Origin of the sequence: Gilliamella sp. B3817, assembly GCF_026536705.1 — a bacterium.
GTDB classification, from domain to species: Bacteria; Pseudomonadota; Gammaproteobacteria; order Enterobacterales; family Orbaceae; genus Gilliamella; species Gilliamella apicola_I.
Genome location: NZ_JAFNNV010000002.1, coordinates 329,163 through 345,177, shown reverse-complemented (window position 1 = coordinate 345,177; position 16,015 = coordinate 329,163). Strand labels below are relative to the sequence as shown.

General features: G+C 36.0%; 16 protein-coding genes. 6 read left to right on the top strand and 10 right to left on the bottom strand.

Going from position 1 to position 16,015, the window contains the following annotated elements; genetic code table 11:
* Window positions 1–6: 6 nt before the first annotated feature.
* Window positions 7–1,257, bottom strand: a complete 1,251-nt coding sequence (locus tag J3U36_RS04200; protein ID WP_220216675.1) for an AmpG family muropeptide MFS transporter — start codon at window positions 1,255–1,257, stop codon at window positions 7–9.
* A gap of 226 nt (window positions 1,258–1,483) precedes the next feature.
* On the opposite strand from J3U36_RS04200, the gene J3U36_RS04195 reads away from it, so the two are divergent.
* The 6 genes from J3U36_RS04195 to rplI all read left to right on the top strand — a co-directional run bounded on the left by J3U36_RS04195 (window position 1,484) and on the right by rplI (window position 5,312).
* On the top strand, window positions 1,484–2,473 hold the full coding sequence (locus J3U36_RS04195) for a 2-hydroxyacid dehydrogenase (protein ID WP_267351759.1): 990 nt from the start codon (window positions 1,484–1,486) through the stop codon (window positions 2,471–2,473).
* A gap of 55 nt (window positions 2,474–2,528) precedes the next feature.
* Entirely contained in the window at window positions 2,529–3,602 is a 1,074-nt protein-coding gene (gene mltB / locus J3U36_RS04190; protein ID WP_267378036.1) for a lytic murein transglycosylase B, read from the top strand.
* A 330-nt stretch (window positions 3,603–3,932) separates the two neighbouring features.
* Complete coding sequence (gene rpsF / locus J3U36_RS04185; RefSeq protein WP_065559156.1) at window positions 3,933–4,316, top strand: 30S ribosomal protein S6; 384 nt, start codon at window positions 3,933–3,935, stop codon at window positions 4,314–4,316.
* On the top strand, window positions 4,303–4,608 hold the full coding sequence (gene priB, locus J3U36_RS04180) for a primosomal replication protein N (RefSeq protein WP_411596968.1): 306 nt from the start codon (window positions 4,303–4,305) through the stop codon (window positions 4,606–4,608). Before rpsF ends, priB begins: the two co-directional genes overlap by 14 nt.
* Window positions 4,609–4,612: 4 nt before the next feature.
* Window positions 4,613–4,840, top strand: coding sequence for a 30S ribosomal protein S18 (gene rpsR / locus J3U36_RS04175; RefSeq protein WP_025314965.1), 228 nt, complete (start codon window positions 4,613–4,615; stop codon window positions 4,838–4,840).
* A 22-nt stretch (window positions 4,841–4,862) separates the two neighbouring features.
* A complete protein-coding gene (rplI, locus tag J3U36_RS04170) occupies window positions 4,863–5,312 on the top strand; it encodes a 50S ribosomal protein L9 (protein WP_267378038.1) in 450 nt (149 codons plus the stop codon).
* A 155-nt stretch (window positions 5,313–5,467) separates the two neighbouring features.
* On the opposite strand, the gene ggt is transcribed toward rplI, so the two are convergent.
* The 9 genes from ggt to J3U36_RS04125 all read right to left on the bottom strand — a co-directional run bounded on the left by ggt (window position 5,468) and on the right by J3U36_RS04125 (window position 15,716).
* The gene (gene ggt, locus J3U36_RS04165; protein ID WP_267378040.1) at window positions 5,468–7,171 is read right to left on the bottom strand and encodes a gamma-glutamyltransferase; all 1,704 of its coding nucleotides are present in this window, start codon (window positions 7,169–7,171) and stop codon (window positions 5,468–5,470) included.
* A 290-nt stretch (window positions 7,172–7,461) separates the two neighbouring features.
* Entirely contained in the window at window positions 7,462–8,823 is a 1,362-nt protein-coding gene (gene celB, locus J3U36_RS04160) for a PTS cellobiose transporter subunit IIC (RefSeq protein WP_267378042.1), read from the bottom strand.
* A 14-nt stretch (window positions 8,824–8,837) separates the two neighbouring features.
* The gene (locus J3U36_RS04155; protein ID WP_267378045.1) at window positions 8,838–9,329 is read right to left on the bottom strand and encodes a hypothetical protein; all 492 of its coding nucleotides are present in this window, start codon (window positions 9,327–9,329) and stop codon (window positions 8,838–8,840) included.
* A 12-nt stretch (window positions 9,330–9,341) separates the two neighbouring features.
* A complete protein-coding gene (locus tag J3U36_RS04150; RefSeq protein WP_267378048.1) occupies window positions 9,342–9,683 on the bottom strand; it encodes a PTS cellobiose transporter subunit IIA in 342 nt (113 codons plus the stop codon).
* 2 nt (window positions 9,684–9,685) lie between these two features.
* Window positions 9,686–11,695 (bottom strand): BglG family transcription antiterminator, encoded by a 2,010-nt coding sequence (locus J3U36_RS04145; protein WP_267378050.1) that lies wholly within the window; start codon window positions 11,693–11,695, stop codon window positions 9,686–9,688.
* Window positions 11,696–11,846: 151 nt separating this feature from the next.
* A complete protein-coding gene (locus J3U36_RS04140; protein ID WP_267378052.1) occupies window positions 11,847–12,164 on the bottom strand; it encodes a PTS cellobiose transporter subunit IIB in 318 nt (105 codons plus the stop codon).
* A gap of 51 nt (window positions 12,165–12,215) precedes the next feature.
* Window positions 12,216–13,652, bottom strand: coding sequence for a 6-phospho-beta-glucosidase (locus tag J3U36_RS04135; RefSeq protein WP_267378055.1), 1,437 nt, complete (start codon window positions 13,650–13,652; stop codon window positions 12,216–12,218).
* Between the two features lie 384 nt (window positions 13,653–14,036).
* Complete coding sequence (locus tag J3U36_RS04130; RefSeq protein ID WP_220216686.1) at window positions 14,037–14,264, bottom strand: ChaB family protein; 228 nt, start codon at window positions 14,262–14,264, stop codon at window positions 14,037–14,039.
* A gap of 456 nt (window positions 14,265–14,720) precedes the next feature.
* Window positions 14,721–15,716 carry an MDR family oxidoreductase gene (locus tag J3U36_RS04125; RefSeq protein WP_267378057.1) on the bottom strand — a complete coding sequence of 332 codons (996 nt, stop codon included), beginning with the start codon at window positions 15,714–15,716 and terminating at the stop codon, window positions 14,721–14,723.
* Window positions 15,717–16,015 lie beyond the last annotated feature (299 nt).

Sequence of the window (16,015 nt, the reverse complement as noted above, 5' to 3'; positions counted from 1 at the left end):
TCTCTCCTAAGTTTTTTTATTCCATGGCGCAACTACAAAAAGTAATAACATTCCTGGTATAGCAAGAAAAAAGCACAACCAAAAAAAATTAGTCCAGCCTAAATAAGAGGTTAAAAAGCCAGACATAGAATTGATTAATGTTCTCGGTATAGCTGAAAAACCTGTTAATAAAGCAAATTGGGTTGCTGTGAATAGTGGGCTTGTATTTTTAGAAATATAGGTAACCAATGCTGTTGCACCCATACCCACTCCTATTGATTCGCAACTGATTACAATCCCCAACATAATTAATTGTTTATAGGTTATTGATTGAAAGGGGCCTTCACAAGATAAATAAACAAAACCTAAAATTGAAAACATCTGAACAAAACCAGATATCCATAACGAACGATTCAATCCAAATTTTGATATAAATACACCACCAATTAATGCCCCCAAAAGGCTAGGCCATACGACAGCATTTTTAGCTATAGTACCAATATGCCTCATTTCAAACTTCATATCCAAATAGAAAGGTGTCGCTAAAGATGTTGCAAGACTGTCCCCGAGTTTGTACAGAGCCACAAAAGATAATACAAATAAAACTTTTGGGAACGATATACGCTTAATAAATTCAATTATGGATTGCACGAAAACGGATTTATCCGATGGAATGTAATTATTATGCATTGGTTCCTTTAACATCATTGTAATAACTAGCATTGGAACAATGAAAGCTGCAGTGAAAGCAAAAACTTCAATCCAAGATAAATAATCAGCAAGAATTAGAGATAAACCACCAGGAATAAATCCAGCAATTCGATAAACGTTAATATGTATGCTATTTCCGTTACCAAGTTCATTATCACTTAAAATTTCTCTTCGATATGCATCGATAGCAACATCTTGTGTTGCTGAAATAAATGCAGTCAGTAAACTAAGGAACACAATGATATCAATATTGTTTTTCGGTGTCAGAAAACCATATATAGGTATGATGAACAATAAGCTTAATTGTGTTAAAAGCAACCATCCTTTGCGATATCCAAGCGAAAAAGGTGAAATACGATCTAATAATGGTGCCCAAAGAAATTTTAATAAATACGGTATTTGTGTTAGTGTAAAAGCGCCAATTGTTTTAATATCGACACCACCAACTTTTAACCAAGCCGGAATTAATTGAATTATAAAGAAAAATGGTAATCCAGAACAAAAGCCTGTATAAACACAAAGCAACATTTTTCTATTTAAAAATGTACCAGTTAATTTCTTATTCATTATTTAACATTATTGGTTAGTTTTTTAGCAAAGTGCTATCATAACATATCATTGTCAAAATAATCACTAAGGTCAAAGCAAACAATTCATTCATTTTGGTATTTGGCTGAAATTATTTTATTTAGGTTTACAATGTCTGTATAGTTTCAATAAAACTATAAAAAACAGAGACAACCAAACATGCGTTAATCACCATGAACAGAGGTGCAAAAAAATGAAACATTCAATCAAAATTGCGGTTTTCAGTAGTAAACACTATGACAAAGAACATTTAGAGATTGCCAATAAAAAATTTGGTTTTAATATCGAATATTATGATCATAAACTCAGTCATAAAACAGCAGTCACAGCACAAGGTTATGATGCCGTTTGTGTATTTGTTAATGATGAAGTTGATAAAACCGTTTTACAAAAACTTGCGCATTGTGGGGTAAAAATCTTAGCGTTACGGTGTGCCGGATTTGATAATGTTGACATTGCTGAAGCCAAAAAATTAGGCATTACGGTTGTTCGTGTACCAGCTTACTCACCTGAAGCAGTAGCCGAACATGCCGTTGCACTCATGATGACGCTTAATCGACGTACTCACAAAGCCTACCAACGGACTCGCGATGCGAATTTTGCCCTTGATGGCTTAACTGGATTTAACATGCATAATCGTACCGCAGGCGTGATTGGTACTGGTAAAATTGGACAAGCAGTGATCCGAATCCTAAAAGGTTTTGGTATGAATATTTTAGCTTATGATCCTTTTCCAAATGATATTGCAGTCGAATTAGGTGCGCAATATGTCCAACTTGATGAACTCTATGCAAAATCCGATGTGATTACGCTTCACTGTCCAATGAGCCCTGAAAACTATCATCTACTTAATAAAGATTCATTTAAAAAAATGAAAAATGGCGTCATGATTATTAACACCAGTCGTGGTGGATTACTTGATGCGACAGCCGCAATCGATGCCTTAAAGCAAACCAAAATTGGCGCATTAGGAATGGATGTTTATGAAAATGAACGAGACCTCTTTTTTGAAGATAAATCGAATGATGTTATTTTAGATGACGTGTTCCGTCGATTATCATCGTGTCATAATGTGATTTTTACAGGGCATCAAGCTTTTCTAACGCAAGAAGCCTTATTGAATATCTCCGAAACCACATTAACCAATATCAAGCAGATTTCTCAAGGGCAACCTTGTCAAAACATTGTTGAATAGCATGAAATACATTATTATGCTGTTTATTATTTAACTCTTTAAATGTGGATGGGTTATGCAACGTATTGTCATTTTATTCAGTATGGTATGGTTACTTGTTGCTTGCCAAAGTAACAACTCGACGACATCGCCGATGCAACAACATCGAGGTCAATCAAATGTATCGGGTGGTGTTTATCTTGAAAAAGAGCATGATCTTGTCATTGTCAACGATGCGCCATTGGCTATTGAACAAGAAAAGTTTATCGATAAAATGGTCAATAAACATGGCTTTGATCGGGAACAACTTCGAGAAGTACTAGCACAAACCACAAAACTTGATTGGGTTATAAATTTAATGGACAAACAAGCACCACAGTCGGGACCTTCGACTGGCCCTAATGGTGCTTGGATCCGCTATAAAAATAAATTTATCACGCCTAGCAATCTGCCAAGAGGAGTAGAGTTCTGGCATAAATATGAAAAAGAGTTAGCGCGAGCTTATAAAGAGTATGGTGTTCCACCTGAAATTATTGTCGGTATTATTGGTGTTGAAACAGGGTGGGGTAGAGTCATGGGAAAAACAAAAATTATTGACGCACTCTCGACACTTGCTTTTTATTACCCAAGACGCTCGGCCTATTTTGCTAAAGAGTTAGAAGATTACTTAATTATGTGTCGAGATGAAGGTGTTGATCCTTTTGATTTAAATGGATCATTTGCTGGGGCAATGGGGTACGGTCAATTTATGCCATCAGCATTTAGAAATCATGCGGTGGATTTTAATCATGACGGTCATGTTGATTTGTGGGATCCCGTAGATGCAATTGGCAGCGTTGCCAACTATTTTAAAGCCTATGGTTGGCAAAAAGGGAAAAAAGTGGCTGTAAAAGCCGATGGACAGGCATTATCGCTTGAAACAGGGTTTAGTACCAAATATTCGATCGAAAGATTGGCCAAAGCAGGATTGAAACCACAAAGCACATTAGATGGCAATAAACAGGTTAGCTTGTTAAGGCTTGATATGGGGAATCGTTATCAATACTGGTATGGATTACCTAATTTTTATGTCATTACCCGTTATAATCACAGTAGCTATTATGCAATGGCAGTATGGCAGTTAGGCTTAGCCGTAAAAGCGGCAAAATAAGATTACAACATAAAATGTTTTCTATGTTCAGGTCACCAAAGGGTGACCTTTTTAATTGGTAAAGAAAGCCAAGAATGAAAATATGATTAGACTTATCAAGAATTATTTAAGAATTTGCGTGAAGTATTCCTTAAATTTATTGTTATCAAACAATTATCATCAGTATTAGTCTGGCACAAAAATTTATTAAACTTAACATATTCATTTGTCAATTATGGTCAGTTGATATATAATGCCCCGTCGATTTCAACCGCCAAATTTTCATGTTCCTTGCTTTCAATGGGTTGCGGTTGCCCCGACAGAAAGCTGATTAATCCGTAGGGAGCGATAATGCGTCATTACGAAATTGTTTTTATGGTTCACCCAGATCAAAGTGAACAAGTACCGGGTATGATCGAACGTTATACTGGTACATTAACGACTGACGGTGGAAAAATTCATCGTTTAGAAGATTGGGGTCGTCGTCAATTAGCCTATCCTATCGAAAAACTGCACAAAGCACATTATGTGTTAATGAATGTTGAAGCGACTCAAGAAGCTGTTAACGAGCTTGAAGATAACTTCCGTTTCAATGATGCAGTCATTCGCAGTTTAATTATGCGTACTAAACATGCTGTAACTGAAACTTCACCAATGTTAAAAGCTAAAGATGAGCGTCGTAACGCTGAAGAAGATTTTAGCGAAGTAAACATGGACGATGATTCCGAAGAATAATCGTTTGGTGTTATCGGGTATTGTTACCAAGACCCCGATAAGAAAAATCAGTCCAAGTGGAGTGTCACACTGCCAATTTTATCTAGAACATGTTTCTGAACAAATTGAAGCAGAACTCACAAGGCAAGCATGGTGTATAATGCCCGTTATTGCCAGCGGACAACAAGAGTTAAGTTACATAAAAAAAGGCAGCAAAGTATTAGTGAGTGGCTTTATTAGTACACACACTAAACGTAATCAAACAAGTCAACTTGTGTTACATGCTGACCAAATTAAACTATTAGGAGAATAGCCAAATGGCACGTTATTTCCGTCGTCGCAAATTCTGCCGTTTTACTGCAGAAGGCGTTAAAGAAATTGATTATAAAGATGTTTCTTTATTAAAAAGCTATATCACTGAAAGTGGTAAAATCGTACCAAGTCGTATTACTGGTACTAGCGCAAAATATCAACGTCAATTAGCTCGCGCTATCAAACGCGCTCGTTACTTGGCATTATTACCATATACTGACAACCATCAGTAATTAGCAACAGAGGGAACATATAATGCAAATTATTCTACTCGATAAAGTTGCTAATTTAGGCAGCTTAGGTGATCAAGTTAATGTTAAAGCGGGTTATGCGCGTAACTTTTTGATTCCACAAGGTAAAGCAGTACCTGCGACTAAAAAGAATATCGAATTCTTTGAAGCGCGTCGTGCTGAATTAGAAGCAAAACTTGCTGAGACATTAAAAGCCGCTGAAGAGCGCGTTGCTGAAATTAATGCACTTGGTAAAGTGACTATTACTTCTAAAGCTGGTGATGAAGGTCGTTTATTTGGTTCTATCGGTACACGTGATATCGCTGATGCGGTTAAAGCTCGTGGTATTGAAGTATCAAAAAGCGAAGTTCGCTTACCAAATGGTGTATTACGTAACACAGGTGAGTTTGAAGTGTTATTCCAAGTACACAGCGAAGTTTTTGCTAAAGTTATTGTTGAAATTATTGCAGAATAATTATCTTCAAATCGCGATAAAAAGCCCGTCAATGAGACGGGTTTTTTATTTACTGTTTACCATACTTATCTAGAAAAAATCTAGGTGTAATCCTAATTATTGATAGCACAATTTACCCAACACATTGATTCTTTATGTAATCTTAAATTTATCCTTTAATTGACGATAATCGCTTGACCTCTACCACGAATATCTGACACGGCTTCTGGTTTATTATTATGAATTTTAATCACTTGAATATCTCCGCTAAAATCTTGTTGCACGAAGCGATACCCCATGTTTTCTAACTCTTTTTTAAACAAATTCGGTACAGTTGTTTGAAACCGCTCAACAAAAATCACATTGTTCGGCAATAATTGGTGGTGATAACGTACCGCATCCACTGCATCTTTTAATGACATCTTATTATCATAAACATTAGCCACGACTTGAAAAATAGATGTGAAGATGCGCGAACCACCAGGGGTACCTATCACCATTTCTACATTATTATTTTTGATAAATAGGGTTGGAGACATTGATGACAATGGACGTTTATTGGGTTCGATGGCATTTGCATCATTACCGACCACACCGAATTGATTGGCAATACCGGGCTTGCTACTAAAATCATCCATTTCATTATTAAGTAAAATACCTGTACCCTTGACAACAATAGCCGAACCAAACCAACCATTTAACGTATAAGTATTTGATACTGCATTTCCCCACTTATCAACAATTGAAAAATGAGTTGTTTGTAACTTTTCATGTTGCCAGTCTAAACCCGGTTTCACTTGCTCAGTTTTCGAAATCGCAATAGGATTAACTTGTTTGGCACGTTCAACTAAATATTGTTGATCGATAAGTTTTGCAACGGGGACACTGATAAAATCAGGATCGCCCATGTATTCGGCGCGATCAGCAAAAACACGTTTTTCAATTTCTGCTAATAAATGGATATATTGCGCAGAATTGGGTTTCACATCTTTAAACTTGTCTGCTAATGTTTGCTTCATTAATAATAGTTGGATTAATCCAATACCACCTGAACTTGGTGGAGGAGCGGTTATGATTTGCATATCATGCCAATTGGCAATCAAAGGATCACGCCATTTAATCTGATAATTTGCTAAATCACATTCAGTAATAAAACCATTATTGTTTTTCATTTGTTGGGCGATCAGTTTGGCTGTTTCCCCTTTATAAAATCCGTCACGACCAAACTGCGCTATTTTATTTAAGACGTTACCTAATTCAGGTTGTTTAAATAGTTTATTGGTTTTCATATTACCAAAATATTGCTTAAAATAACCGTTGTTTGGCGCAGTCACAACCGCTTCTTGATAACGTTCAATAAGTTGCGGTGGGACAATAAAACCCTCATTAGCAAGGCGGATTGCTGGCGCCATCACTTCTTGCCAGGTTAATTGACCAAAGCGTTGATGAACAGCCCACATACCGGCAACCGTACCCGGTACACCAGAAGCTTGATGAGAATAAAGACTTAAACCAGGGCTCACTTCATTATTACTATCTAAAAACATGGTTTTATAGGCATTATGGGGGGCAACTTCACGATAATCGATAAAATAAGGTTTTCCATCCATCCAAAGTGTCATAAATCCACCACCGCCAATATTGCCAGCCTCAGGATAGGTCACGGCAAGGGTAAATGCAGTAGCCACGGCGGCATCGGCTGCATTTCCACCTTTTTCAAGTATTTCCTTCGCTGCCATAGCACCATAATTATCCGGTGAAGCAACTGCACCTGCTTCTAATTTTAGTTGATGAGTTTCAACAGCAAGCACTTGCTGAGATACCAATAAAAACAAAGCAAAACAGCAATACTTAATGAACAGATTTTTCAAATAGGACATACAACACCTCCTGCTAAATACATGATAACTTCCCCCACTTTTGTCGCTAGGCATCGTTATTATTAATGTGAAAAGCGAGTCAAAAATTGAAGTGGAGGAATAGATGAATATAGCATAGAAGATTCATGCATTGAGTAAATTATGTTCAGTGATTGTTAATGGACGTATTGATAATTCAACACAATTTTTAGTTTGCAAAAACTCATCAAAAAAAATCACGATTAATGAATGATTGATCGTGACTTAAATTAACACTTATAAATTGATAAAACGGTTATACTTGTTTATTTTTAATCGGCTTCGCCAACTTCTTGAACATCATCAACTGGTTTGCCTTGCTCTTCTTTAAATAATTTATTGTCATAAAGTTTAACAAACGGAAGATAAATAAACAGAGCTAAAATAGCAGACAGTATCGCAACAATGGCCGCCTTATAATCTCCACCTGTCCCGATAAAGGCGCCTAATCCCATTGGTGACGGCCAAGGAACTAAAGCAATGATTGGATTCATAATACCCGAACTAATAGCAAAGTAACCTAATGTTCCACATGCCATTGGCGCTAAAAAGAAAGGTAAAGCTAAATAGGGATTATAAACAATCGGCATACCAAAAATAATCGGCTCATTAATATTAAATATGGCAGGAACAGCGGACGCACGACCTAAAATTTTTAACTGGCTTGATTTAGCAAAAAAAGCAATAAAAAACGTCATTAACAGTGTCGAACCTGAGCCACCTAAAATGACTAATGAATTATTAAATTCACCCGCGAATGGAATATGTGCACCTGCGGTATTTTCGGTCATATTGGCTAACATAATTGGCGTAATAAATGCCCCAATAATGCTTGCCCCGTGAATACCTACAACCCATAATGCATGGATTAAAAAAAGAATAACCATAATCCCTAACCAACTTTTGGTTAAGTTAGTCACAAACGTAAACGGAATACTGACAATATCAAAGATATCTGTCCCCATAAACACTAAAAAGCCATTTAAAATAATGATACAAAAAGCAATAACAAACGTTGGAATCAACGCCGTAAAGGAGCGTGAAACACCTAATGGTACGGTTTCGGGCATTTTAACAACCCAATTTCGTCTGACACATAAAAAATAAAGATGCGTGGCGACTATTGCCATGACAATAGCAATAAAGATCCCCGATGTGCCTAAGCGAAACACAAAAGGCGTTAAACGTAGACCATTAAACACAAGGTTACTTTGATCACTGAATAATGTAATCACCCCATTTTGCATGACTAATTCCGGTAAAGTCATAAAAAATGCAAAAGTCGATAACATTGCACCGTTAAGGGCATTCACTTTCAAACCTGTCTCTTCCGCTTCAATTTTGGTTAATTCATAGCCCACAACAAAATTAAAATAGAGCGCTAAAATACCGATTGTAGCGGTATTGGCAATCATGTACAGATCACTGACCCGAAAAAACGTATTTTCAAAAAAACCTTCTAAACCCGTGAATGTCATTGGCAAGGTATTAAAAACTAAAAACATAGAGCCAACAATTGAGAAAGGTACTGATGCCATACCGGCAGCCATTACCGCGCGCACAATTTTAAATTGTGATATTTTTGCCATTGGTGTCATTAAATACTTTTGTAAAAACACAAATCCGGTATTCATTTTGTTTTCCTCATCTAATTAATAATTTCTTCATAAGCTTGGATTCGTTTAAAATGTTTATCCTCGTTACGTTGAATTTTTGCCAATCTTTTAAGCATTAAAAAAGCCATTACACCGCTCCCAATTAGTAGCCCCATGATCGTATTTAAAACAGATTGCGAATCTTTTAAAAATGGAAAAAAGATATGAAATAAAGATGTATAAAGGGTGATAACTAACACGCCACACATTAAAAGCATCATTTGAAAAAATAACTTAGCAAAAGGTAGAAAGTTATCATGATTGCGATAAAGCTTTACTTGTTCAAAAGCGGTTAATGCACCCAAAATAAAAAGCGTAATAGGCAAAATAGCGGTGTAGGACTTTGAGCCAAGCAAAAAAACAGCCCAGTAAAGATTCAAAAATAGCAAAAAAGCAGTCGAGTAGCGAATCGCTAAAAAACGATTAAAATAAAGATTAGTTAAACTCAATTTTTTAGACTTATCAAATTGGGCGTTTATCATCATTGCTTAACCTCTTTAGTTAGTCGATAGCTGATCACATTTTTGATATAAAAATGACATCTCAATTGCAATTTCACGCATTGTCATGGTTGTCATTAAATGGTCTTGAGCATGCACCATAATAATTTCCATTTCGATTTGCATACCATTGGCATAAGATTGCAGTAATTCGGTTTGAGATTGATGGGCTGCTAAAATTTCATGATTAGCCTCTTCAAGAAGTTGATTAGCCAGGTCAAACTTGGCTGCTCGCATTGCCTGAAAGGCTTCATGGATTTTGGTTTTGGCATTGCCACTATGCAAAATAATATTAAAAGCGACTAGTTGAATATCTTCTGAGCTCATTTTTGAAATCATTGTTACGCTCCCTTTTCTATAAGTTTAATAAACAGTGATTTGAATTCGGAAAAAGTTTGGCATTGTAATAACTGGTGTTGCATCGCTGAATCATCAATCAAATTGACGATTGCTTTCGTCATCATTGCTAAAGAAGGATTTTGATAAACAGACGGTGAAATAAGAAAAATAAAGCGAATATCAGGGTAGTTTTTATCCCAATAGACACCATGAGGAATCAGCGCAATCCCCATTTTAGATAATCTTCCGACAGGAACAGCAGGATGCGGTACTACAATGTTAGGACTAAAAAAGATATCTCCTAACGCCATTCGTTTAGCCATTTGCTTAATCATCTTTGATTTATAACAACAGGCTTCATTGACCGCTAAACGCTCCAATAAAAGATCTAAAATATCTTCTTTCGTTAATGGACATTGGCAATAATAAAAGTAATCAGCGGTCACCTCTTCAACGACTTGCTCAAGATAGGACAAATGACTTTTTTCATTGACGATATGAGTCGATGACATCGTGTTCAGATTGGATGAAGTTATGACATGACGTGAAGAAAGATAACGCCGAATTTTTTGCACATCTTCTTCAGTAAAAAAAACAGAAACATGAAAAACCGGAATTTTAAAGACTTTGGCAGAAAGATCGACTGAAGAGATAATAAAATCCACTTCGTTTAACATGTCGGGTTCAATTTCATAATAGCCTCGGGTATCAATAATTTTAATACGCTCATCAAATTCACACTCGACCCGATTTTTTAAAAGCTGAGCGCTACCCAATCCGGTTGCACAGATAATTAATACTCTCATTTTTTGCGCATTTTTCAGTTTTTCAACGGAAGCCAAAAAGTGCAAGGCTAAATAACCCCATTCATCATCAGAAACAGTTAACTTAGTTAGATTAGGGAGTTGTTTAAAATAGTGCTTAACTAAGTCAAATAATTCGGGCGAGCAGGTTTTGATCTCATTCAGTAATGGATTTTCAAGTTTGATATTTTGCGCTAACCTTACTAACATCGGTTTTAAATGTTGAACCAAGCCATTTTTTAATTGCTCATCTTTCAAAAATTGATAGCCTGTTTCAAGCTGAATCTTAAGTAATAAATCGGTTAACATTAAGCTGAGTTGCGCATCTAAATCTTGTTGGATAAAGTTAGATTTACTCATCAAATGCAAGGTTAAATACATCTGTTCTTCTTTCGGAAAAGCAAAACCAATTACTGTCTCAATGCGATCAATTATGTTTTTCGCAACGTGAAATTCCAATGAACTTTTAGTTGTTTCTGGCATATCCAGATTTTGAATGGTCAGACCAGATTGTAAACGTTTAATGCTTAAAGAAAGATGCAACACAATATTTTGCATCATCACATCGGACAATTTTATGTTTGCTTCACGACACTCATCTAAAATAATAATGGTTAACGTGTCAAAACTGATTGCATCACTAAACTTATTTAAATAAGTTAAACGCTGCAAAAAGTTGATGGATTCTTCATGAAAAAAATAGCTCATAATAAAATGACGTTTGGCTTTTTCTGCACCGTCCACATAAAACAGCTGTTTATTTTTCTTTAAAGTCAGTTCGAAGGGGTGAAGCTGATTTTTTATTTCCAGCATATCTTTATTGAGTTGTGATGAACTAATAAATAACTGTTCGGATAATGCTTCAATATCGATTTTTTGACATTCCAGTAATAGCAGATTAAGAATGTAGTGTTTGCGGTGACAGACTTCTCGTATATTGGCTTGTTCTTCATGCCGATCTAATAAATGATGTTCAATCAAAAACGAATTAAACGCCGTTCTATCCAAGATTTGCAATTGATAACCATAGCCTTGTTTACTGACAATTTTGGCGCCATTACATTCAATCAATGCTTTCAAATCGTTAAGATAAGTACGAACAGTCCTATCGGATAATGATAACTCAGTTGCTAGCAACACACTGCTTTTAAACTGATTTTTTGAGCCGACTAATAGGCTAATAAGATCGCGTTGTTTATTTTTAATCATTATCATCCACACCTATAACAGCTAAAAAGATAAAGAATAGTGTGGTTGCTTTAGTTGGCTAATCAGACACACTCTAAGCAACATCGCTGGGCGCCGACCCTAAAACGGTCAAAAAACGGCGCCCAATACTGAAAACAGCAATGATCTAAAATTATTGGATATTTTCCTCAATCAATTTCGCTAATTGTTCAATACCCGAAGGGGTAGGGATATAAGCTTGAAAAGGAATACTGACAACAGGCTTACCGACTTCATCGCCCAATTTTTTGAATTTATCTAACATCATCGTCGTTTGTGGACTAATTAAAAACAGGGAAAAATCACTATTTTTAATCATACTACTGCCTTCGGTTGCTGAAACAGCATCAACTGAAATCGCCTTATTTTTATTGGTAAAATATTCGGTTGCTTTTTTTGCCATTAACGATGAAGACATACCCGCAGCACAAATAATTAACGCTTTTTTCATAGCTTCTCCTAAAAAGTTGTTATCCATAAAATGGGTTATAAATCAAAATTTTTATAAAACTTCACCATTTGACTCAATCACTTTTTTGTACCATGCAAATGAATCTTTGCGACTACGTTTTAACGTGCCATTCCCTTTGTTGTCCTTATCGACATAAATAAAACCATAACGTTTTTCCATTTCGCCCGTGCCTGCCGAAACTAAATCGATACAGCCCCAAGGGGTATAGCCCATTAAGTCAACACCGTCTTGCAAAACAGCCAACTTCATTTGCTTGATGTGTTCACGCAAATATTCAATACGATAATGATCATGTACTGCACCATTAGCCTCGACTTTGTCATAAGCACCAAAACCATTTTCCACGATAAATAACGGTAAATGATACATATCCGTAAACCAATTTAATGAGTATCGCAATCCTTCAGGATCGATTTGCCAACCCCAATCCGATTTTTTGACGTATTGATTACCGATCAAATCGGTTTTTTCATTAAATTCATAACGATCGTTACCTGCTTTATGTCTGATCGCATTGGACATATAATAACTAAAGCCAATATAATCGACGGTGCCGTTTGCCAGTACCTCTAAATCTTGGCTGGTTACATCTAACTTAAAGCCTTTATGTTGCCAATATTTGATAATATGATTTGGATATTGACCATGAACATGCACATCGGCAAAAAAGTATTTACGTTCCATGACTTTTTGCGCCATTAATATATCACTCGGCTTACAGGTTTCGGGGTAGATAGGTACAAAAGCAATCATACAACCGATTTGAAAATCGGGATTGATCGCATGACCAATTTGCACGGCTTTAGCACTGGCAACTAACTCATAATGAGCCGCTTGATACATAATTTCTTCACGATTATCGCCTGCTTGATAATAAATCCCTGAATTGGTAAATGGCGCAAAATCCTCATCAAAGTTGGCTTGATTATTAATTTCATTAAACGTCATCCAATATTTGACTTTATCTTTATAACGATCAAAACACACTTCGGCAAAACGAACGAAAAAATCGATTAATTTTCGATTACGAAATCCACCGTATTCGGTGACTAAATAATAAGGCAATTCAAAATGTGAAAGGGTGACAACTGGCTCAATATTATATTTTAAACATTCATCGAAAAGATCATCATAAAACTTCAAGCCTTCTTCATTTGGCGCAAGCTCATCACCTTTAGGAAAGATCCGTGTCCAAGCAATCGACGTTCTAAAACATTTAAAGCCCATTTCGGCAAAAAGTTTAATGTCGTCTTTATAATGATGATAAAAGTCGATGGCTTCATGATTAGGATAATACTCACCTTCAATAATTCCTTCGGTAATTTTACGATAACTTTTTGGCGAACCAACGGTCATGACATCGGCAACACTTATTCCTTTTCCACCCGCTTGCCAAGCCCCTTCTAATTGATGAGCAGCAACGGCTCCTCCCCATAAAAAATCTTTTGGTAAACCTTTATTATTCATAATCAAGCACCTATGTTTATTGACGATTCAAATTTAGTATAAAAGGAAAAATAAAGAATTACTAACCAACATTTTCCGTATTGATAAGGAAAATATCAGTGCAATATGGCAGGTTTAGCAAAACAGCAAATACAAGAAAGGAGAAAATAAAGCATGATGAAAATAAATTAATTATAGTTGCCAGATATCAACCAAAACGCTAAAAGAAATTCACACTATATATTGATCATCACAATAGAAATCGGTATTAACCATAAAAGAGTCTATTTGACTGAGTAAGAGCTTCAAATTTGACGAAATATCACACTAGATTGAACATATGAATAAGCCAACTATCATAGTTGGCTTTTGTATTGTTCTAATACTCAAATCATATTGATAATATTATTTAGCTACCCATTTGCCGTTTTCATCTTTATGATAAAGTTTTTCAACTGCCGACCAAGCAACACGAAAGGCAACTTGCTCAGGCGGACTATTGTCTCGGCGTTTTTTCGGATCTTGGTATTCCTTAATCGCACTATTAAATGCCTCTTTAAATATATCTTGAGCATGTTCTGGCAGTACATGACGTACGGATTCAGGTAAATCATTGCGTGTTTTGTATGGCATATCACATTTCCTCTTTTAAATTATTCATGCAAGGCTGAAAACTTTAATTGGTCATCGTGTATTACTTTTTCAAAACAATTTACTCGATTTTGACTGTAGCCATTTTTCTGGCAAAAAACAAGCATAAAAAGTACTAGAAATTTTTACATTTTTGGATGAGTTGCATAATTAAACTAACATGATGAAATGAAATAATAAAGATATAATTGTTAATAAAAAGGAAGTAGAAAATTCTTTCTTTTTTACTGAAGATATCTTTAATTAACTAGCTAATAGTTTTCTCGCTATAAAATCTAATGAATGGTGTCTTGTAAAAGTTCAAAAGTTCAAAAGTTCAAAAGTTTAAATTGCTATTTTTATTAAAAACTGAGTGAATAAAAAATTTCGTTTTTACAAAATACTAAAAACCCAACGTTTAGGAAAATTATACTCGTATAATGTTTATAAATCTTAAATTCATTTATTAACATCAACCACATAACGACCTTTTATTTGTCCTGCTATCATTTTAGTGGCGATATCATTGCAGTCGTTTAAAGTTATGGTCTTGCCAATATGGGATAACATTGATGCATCAAGTTGTTGGGATAATAACTGCCATGCCGCTAAACGATTTTGATAAGTTGCCATCACACTATCAACACCGGCTAATGTTACGCCACGCAAAATAAACGGCGCAACCGTTGCAGGTAAGTCCATACCTTGTGCCAATCCACAGCAAGCTACTATGCCACCATATTGTGTTTGTGCACACGCATTTGCGAGTGTGTGTGATCCAACGACATCAACAACGGCTGCCCATTGCTCTTTTTGGAGTGGTTTGCCTGCTTGTTTTAATGGTTGGCTGTCAATGATATTGGTTGCACCAAGTTTGCGTAGGTAGTCTTGATCATCCATTTTACTTGTCGAGGCTGTTACGCTATAACCTAATTTGCTTAGCAGGGCAACGGCAACGGAACCCACGCCACCACTTGCACCCGTTACAAGAATAGCGCCATTTTGCGGTTTGATGCCGAAATCAAGCAGTCGTTTTACACATAAGGCGGCGGTATAGCCGGCAGTACCCAAAACCATTGATTGATAAGGCGTGATATTTTGTGGTAACGGAATTAACCATTCTGATTTTAAGTAGGCATATTGCCCTAAACATCCCCAGTGGGTTTCACCACATCCCCAACCGTTTAAGATGACCATATCCCCTTTTTGATAGTGACCATTTGCACACTCAATAACACAACCCACACCATCAATGCCCGGTATCATTGGCCATTGCCGGACAACGGGGCTTTTGTTAGTGAGTGCTAATGCATCTTTATAGTTAATGCTTGAGTAGTGAACTTCGATTAATGTGTCACCTTGCTGAGCAAGTAATTGTTGTTGGGGGACGGTTTTTATAGAACTTGTAAAACCGTGGTTTTCATCTTTTTCTAACACAATAGCTTTGAATGACATGGTTATTCCTTATTACATTTGGCAATCTAAGGTATGTTTACTCACTGAATTGGTAGAACAGATAGTCAGTGAACAGGCTGATTTAATGTTGCTAGACAGTCGGTCCAAAAATTATAGACCGATTGTCTAGTCTATTGCAACAGATATTAATCAAGCTATTGATGCGTTAAAATTGCCATCAATCGTATTAACTAATGGGGTTAATTTTACGCTTATTTTAGTCAGCCTAAACTTGTATAATGGTTTAAATATAAAAAAACCGATATTTGTTTGATCACCAATATCGGTTTTAATGGGGT

Bases quoted from the DNA above. Each gene is read 5' to 3' on its own strand.
- J3U36_RS04130 (WP_220216686.1), bottom strand. From the start codon at position 14,264: ATGCCATACAAAACACGCAATGATTTACCTGAATCCGTACGTCATGTA.
- rpsF (WP_065559156.1), top strand. From the start codon at position 3,933: ATGCGTCATTACGAAATTGTTTTTATGGTTCACCCAGATCAAAGTGAA.
- J3U36_RS04140 (WP_267378052.1), bottom strand. From the start codon at position 12,164: ATGAAAAAAGCGTTAATTATTTGTGCTGCGGGTATGTCTTCATCGTTA.
- mltB (WP_267378036.1), top strand. From the start codon at position 2,529: ATGCAACGTATTGTCATTTTATTCAGTATGGTATGGTTACTTGTTGCT.
- J3U36_RS04135 (WP_267378055.1), bottom strand. From the start codon at position 13,652: ATGAATAATAAAGGTTTACCAAAAGATTTTTTATGGGGAGGAGCCGTT.
- J3U36_RS04155 (WP_267378045.1), bottom strand. From the start codon at position 9,329: ATGATGATAAACGCCCAATTTGATAAGTCTAAAAAATTGAGTTTAACT.
- rpsR (WP_025314965.1), top strand. From the start codon at position 4,613: ATGGCACGTTATTTCCGTCGTCGCAAATTCTGCCGTTTTACTGCAGAA.
- ggt (WP_267378040.1), bottom strand. From the start codon at position 7,171: ATGTCCTATTTGAAAAATCTGTTCATTAAGTATTGCTGTTTTGCTTTG.
- celB (WP_267378042.1), bottom strand. From the start codon at position 8,823: ATGAATACCGGATTTGTGTTTTTACAAAAGTATTTAATGACACCAATG.
- J3U36_RS04125 (WP_267378057.1), bottom strand. From the start codon at position 15,716: ATGTCATTCAAAGCTATTGTGTTAGAAAAAGATGAAAACCACGGTTTT.
- rplI (WP_267378038.1), top strand. From the start codon at position 4,863: ATGCAAATTATTCTACTCGATAAAGTTGCTAATTTAGGCAGCTTAGGT.
- J3U36_RS04200 (WP_220216675.1), bottom strand. From the start codon at position 1,257: ATGAATAAGAAATTAACTGGTACATTTTTAAATAGAAAAATGTTGCTT.
- J3U36_RS04150 (WP_267378048.1), bottom strand. From the start codon at position 9,683: ATGATTTCAAAAATGAGCTCAGAAGATATTCAACTAGTCGCTTTTAAT.
- J3U36_RS04145 (WP_267378050.1), bottom strand. From the start codon at position 11,695: ATGATTAAAAATAAACAACGCGATCTTATTAGCCTATTAGTCGGCTCA.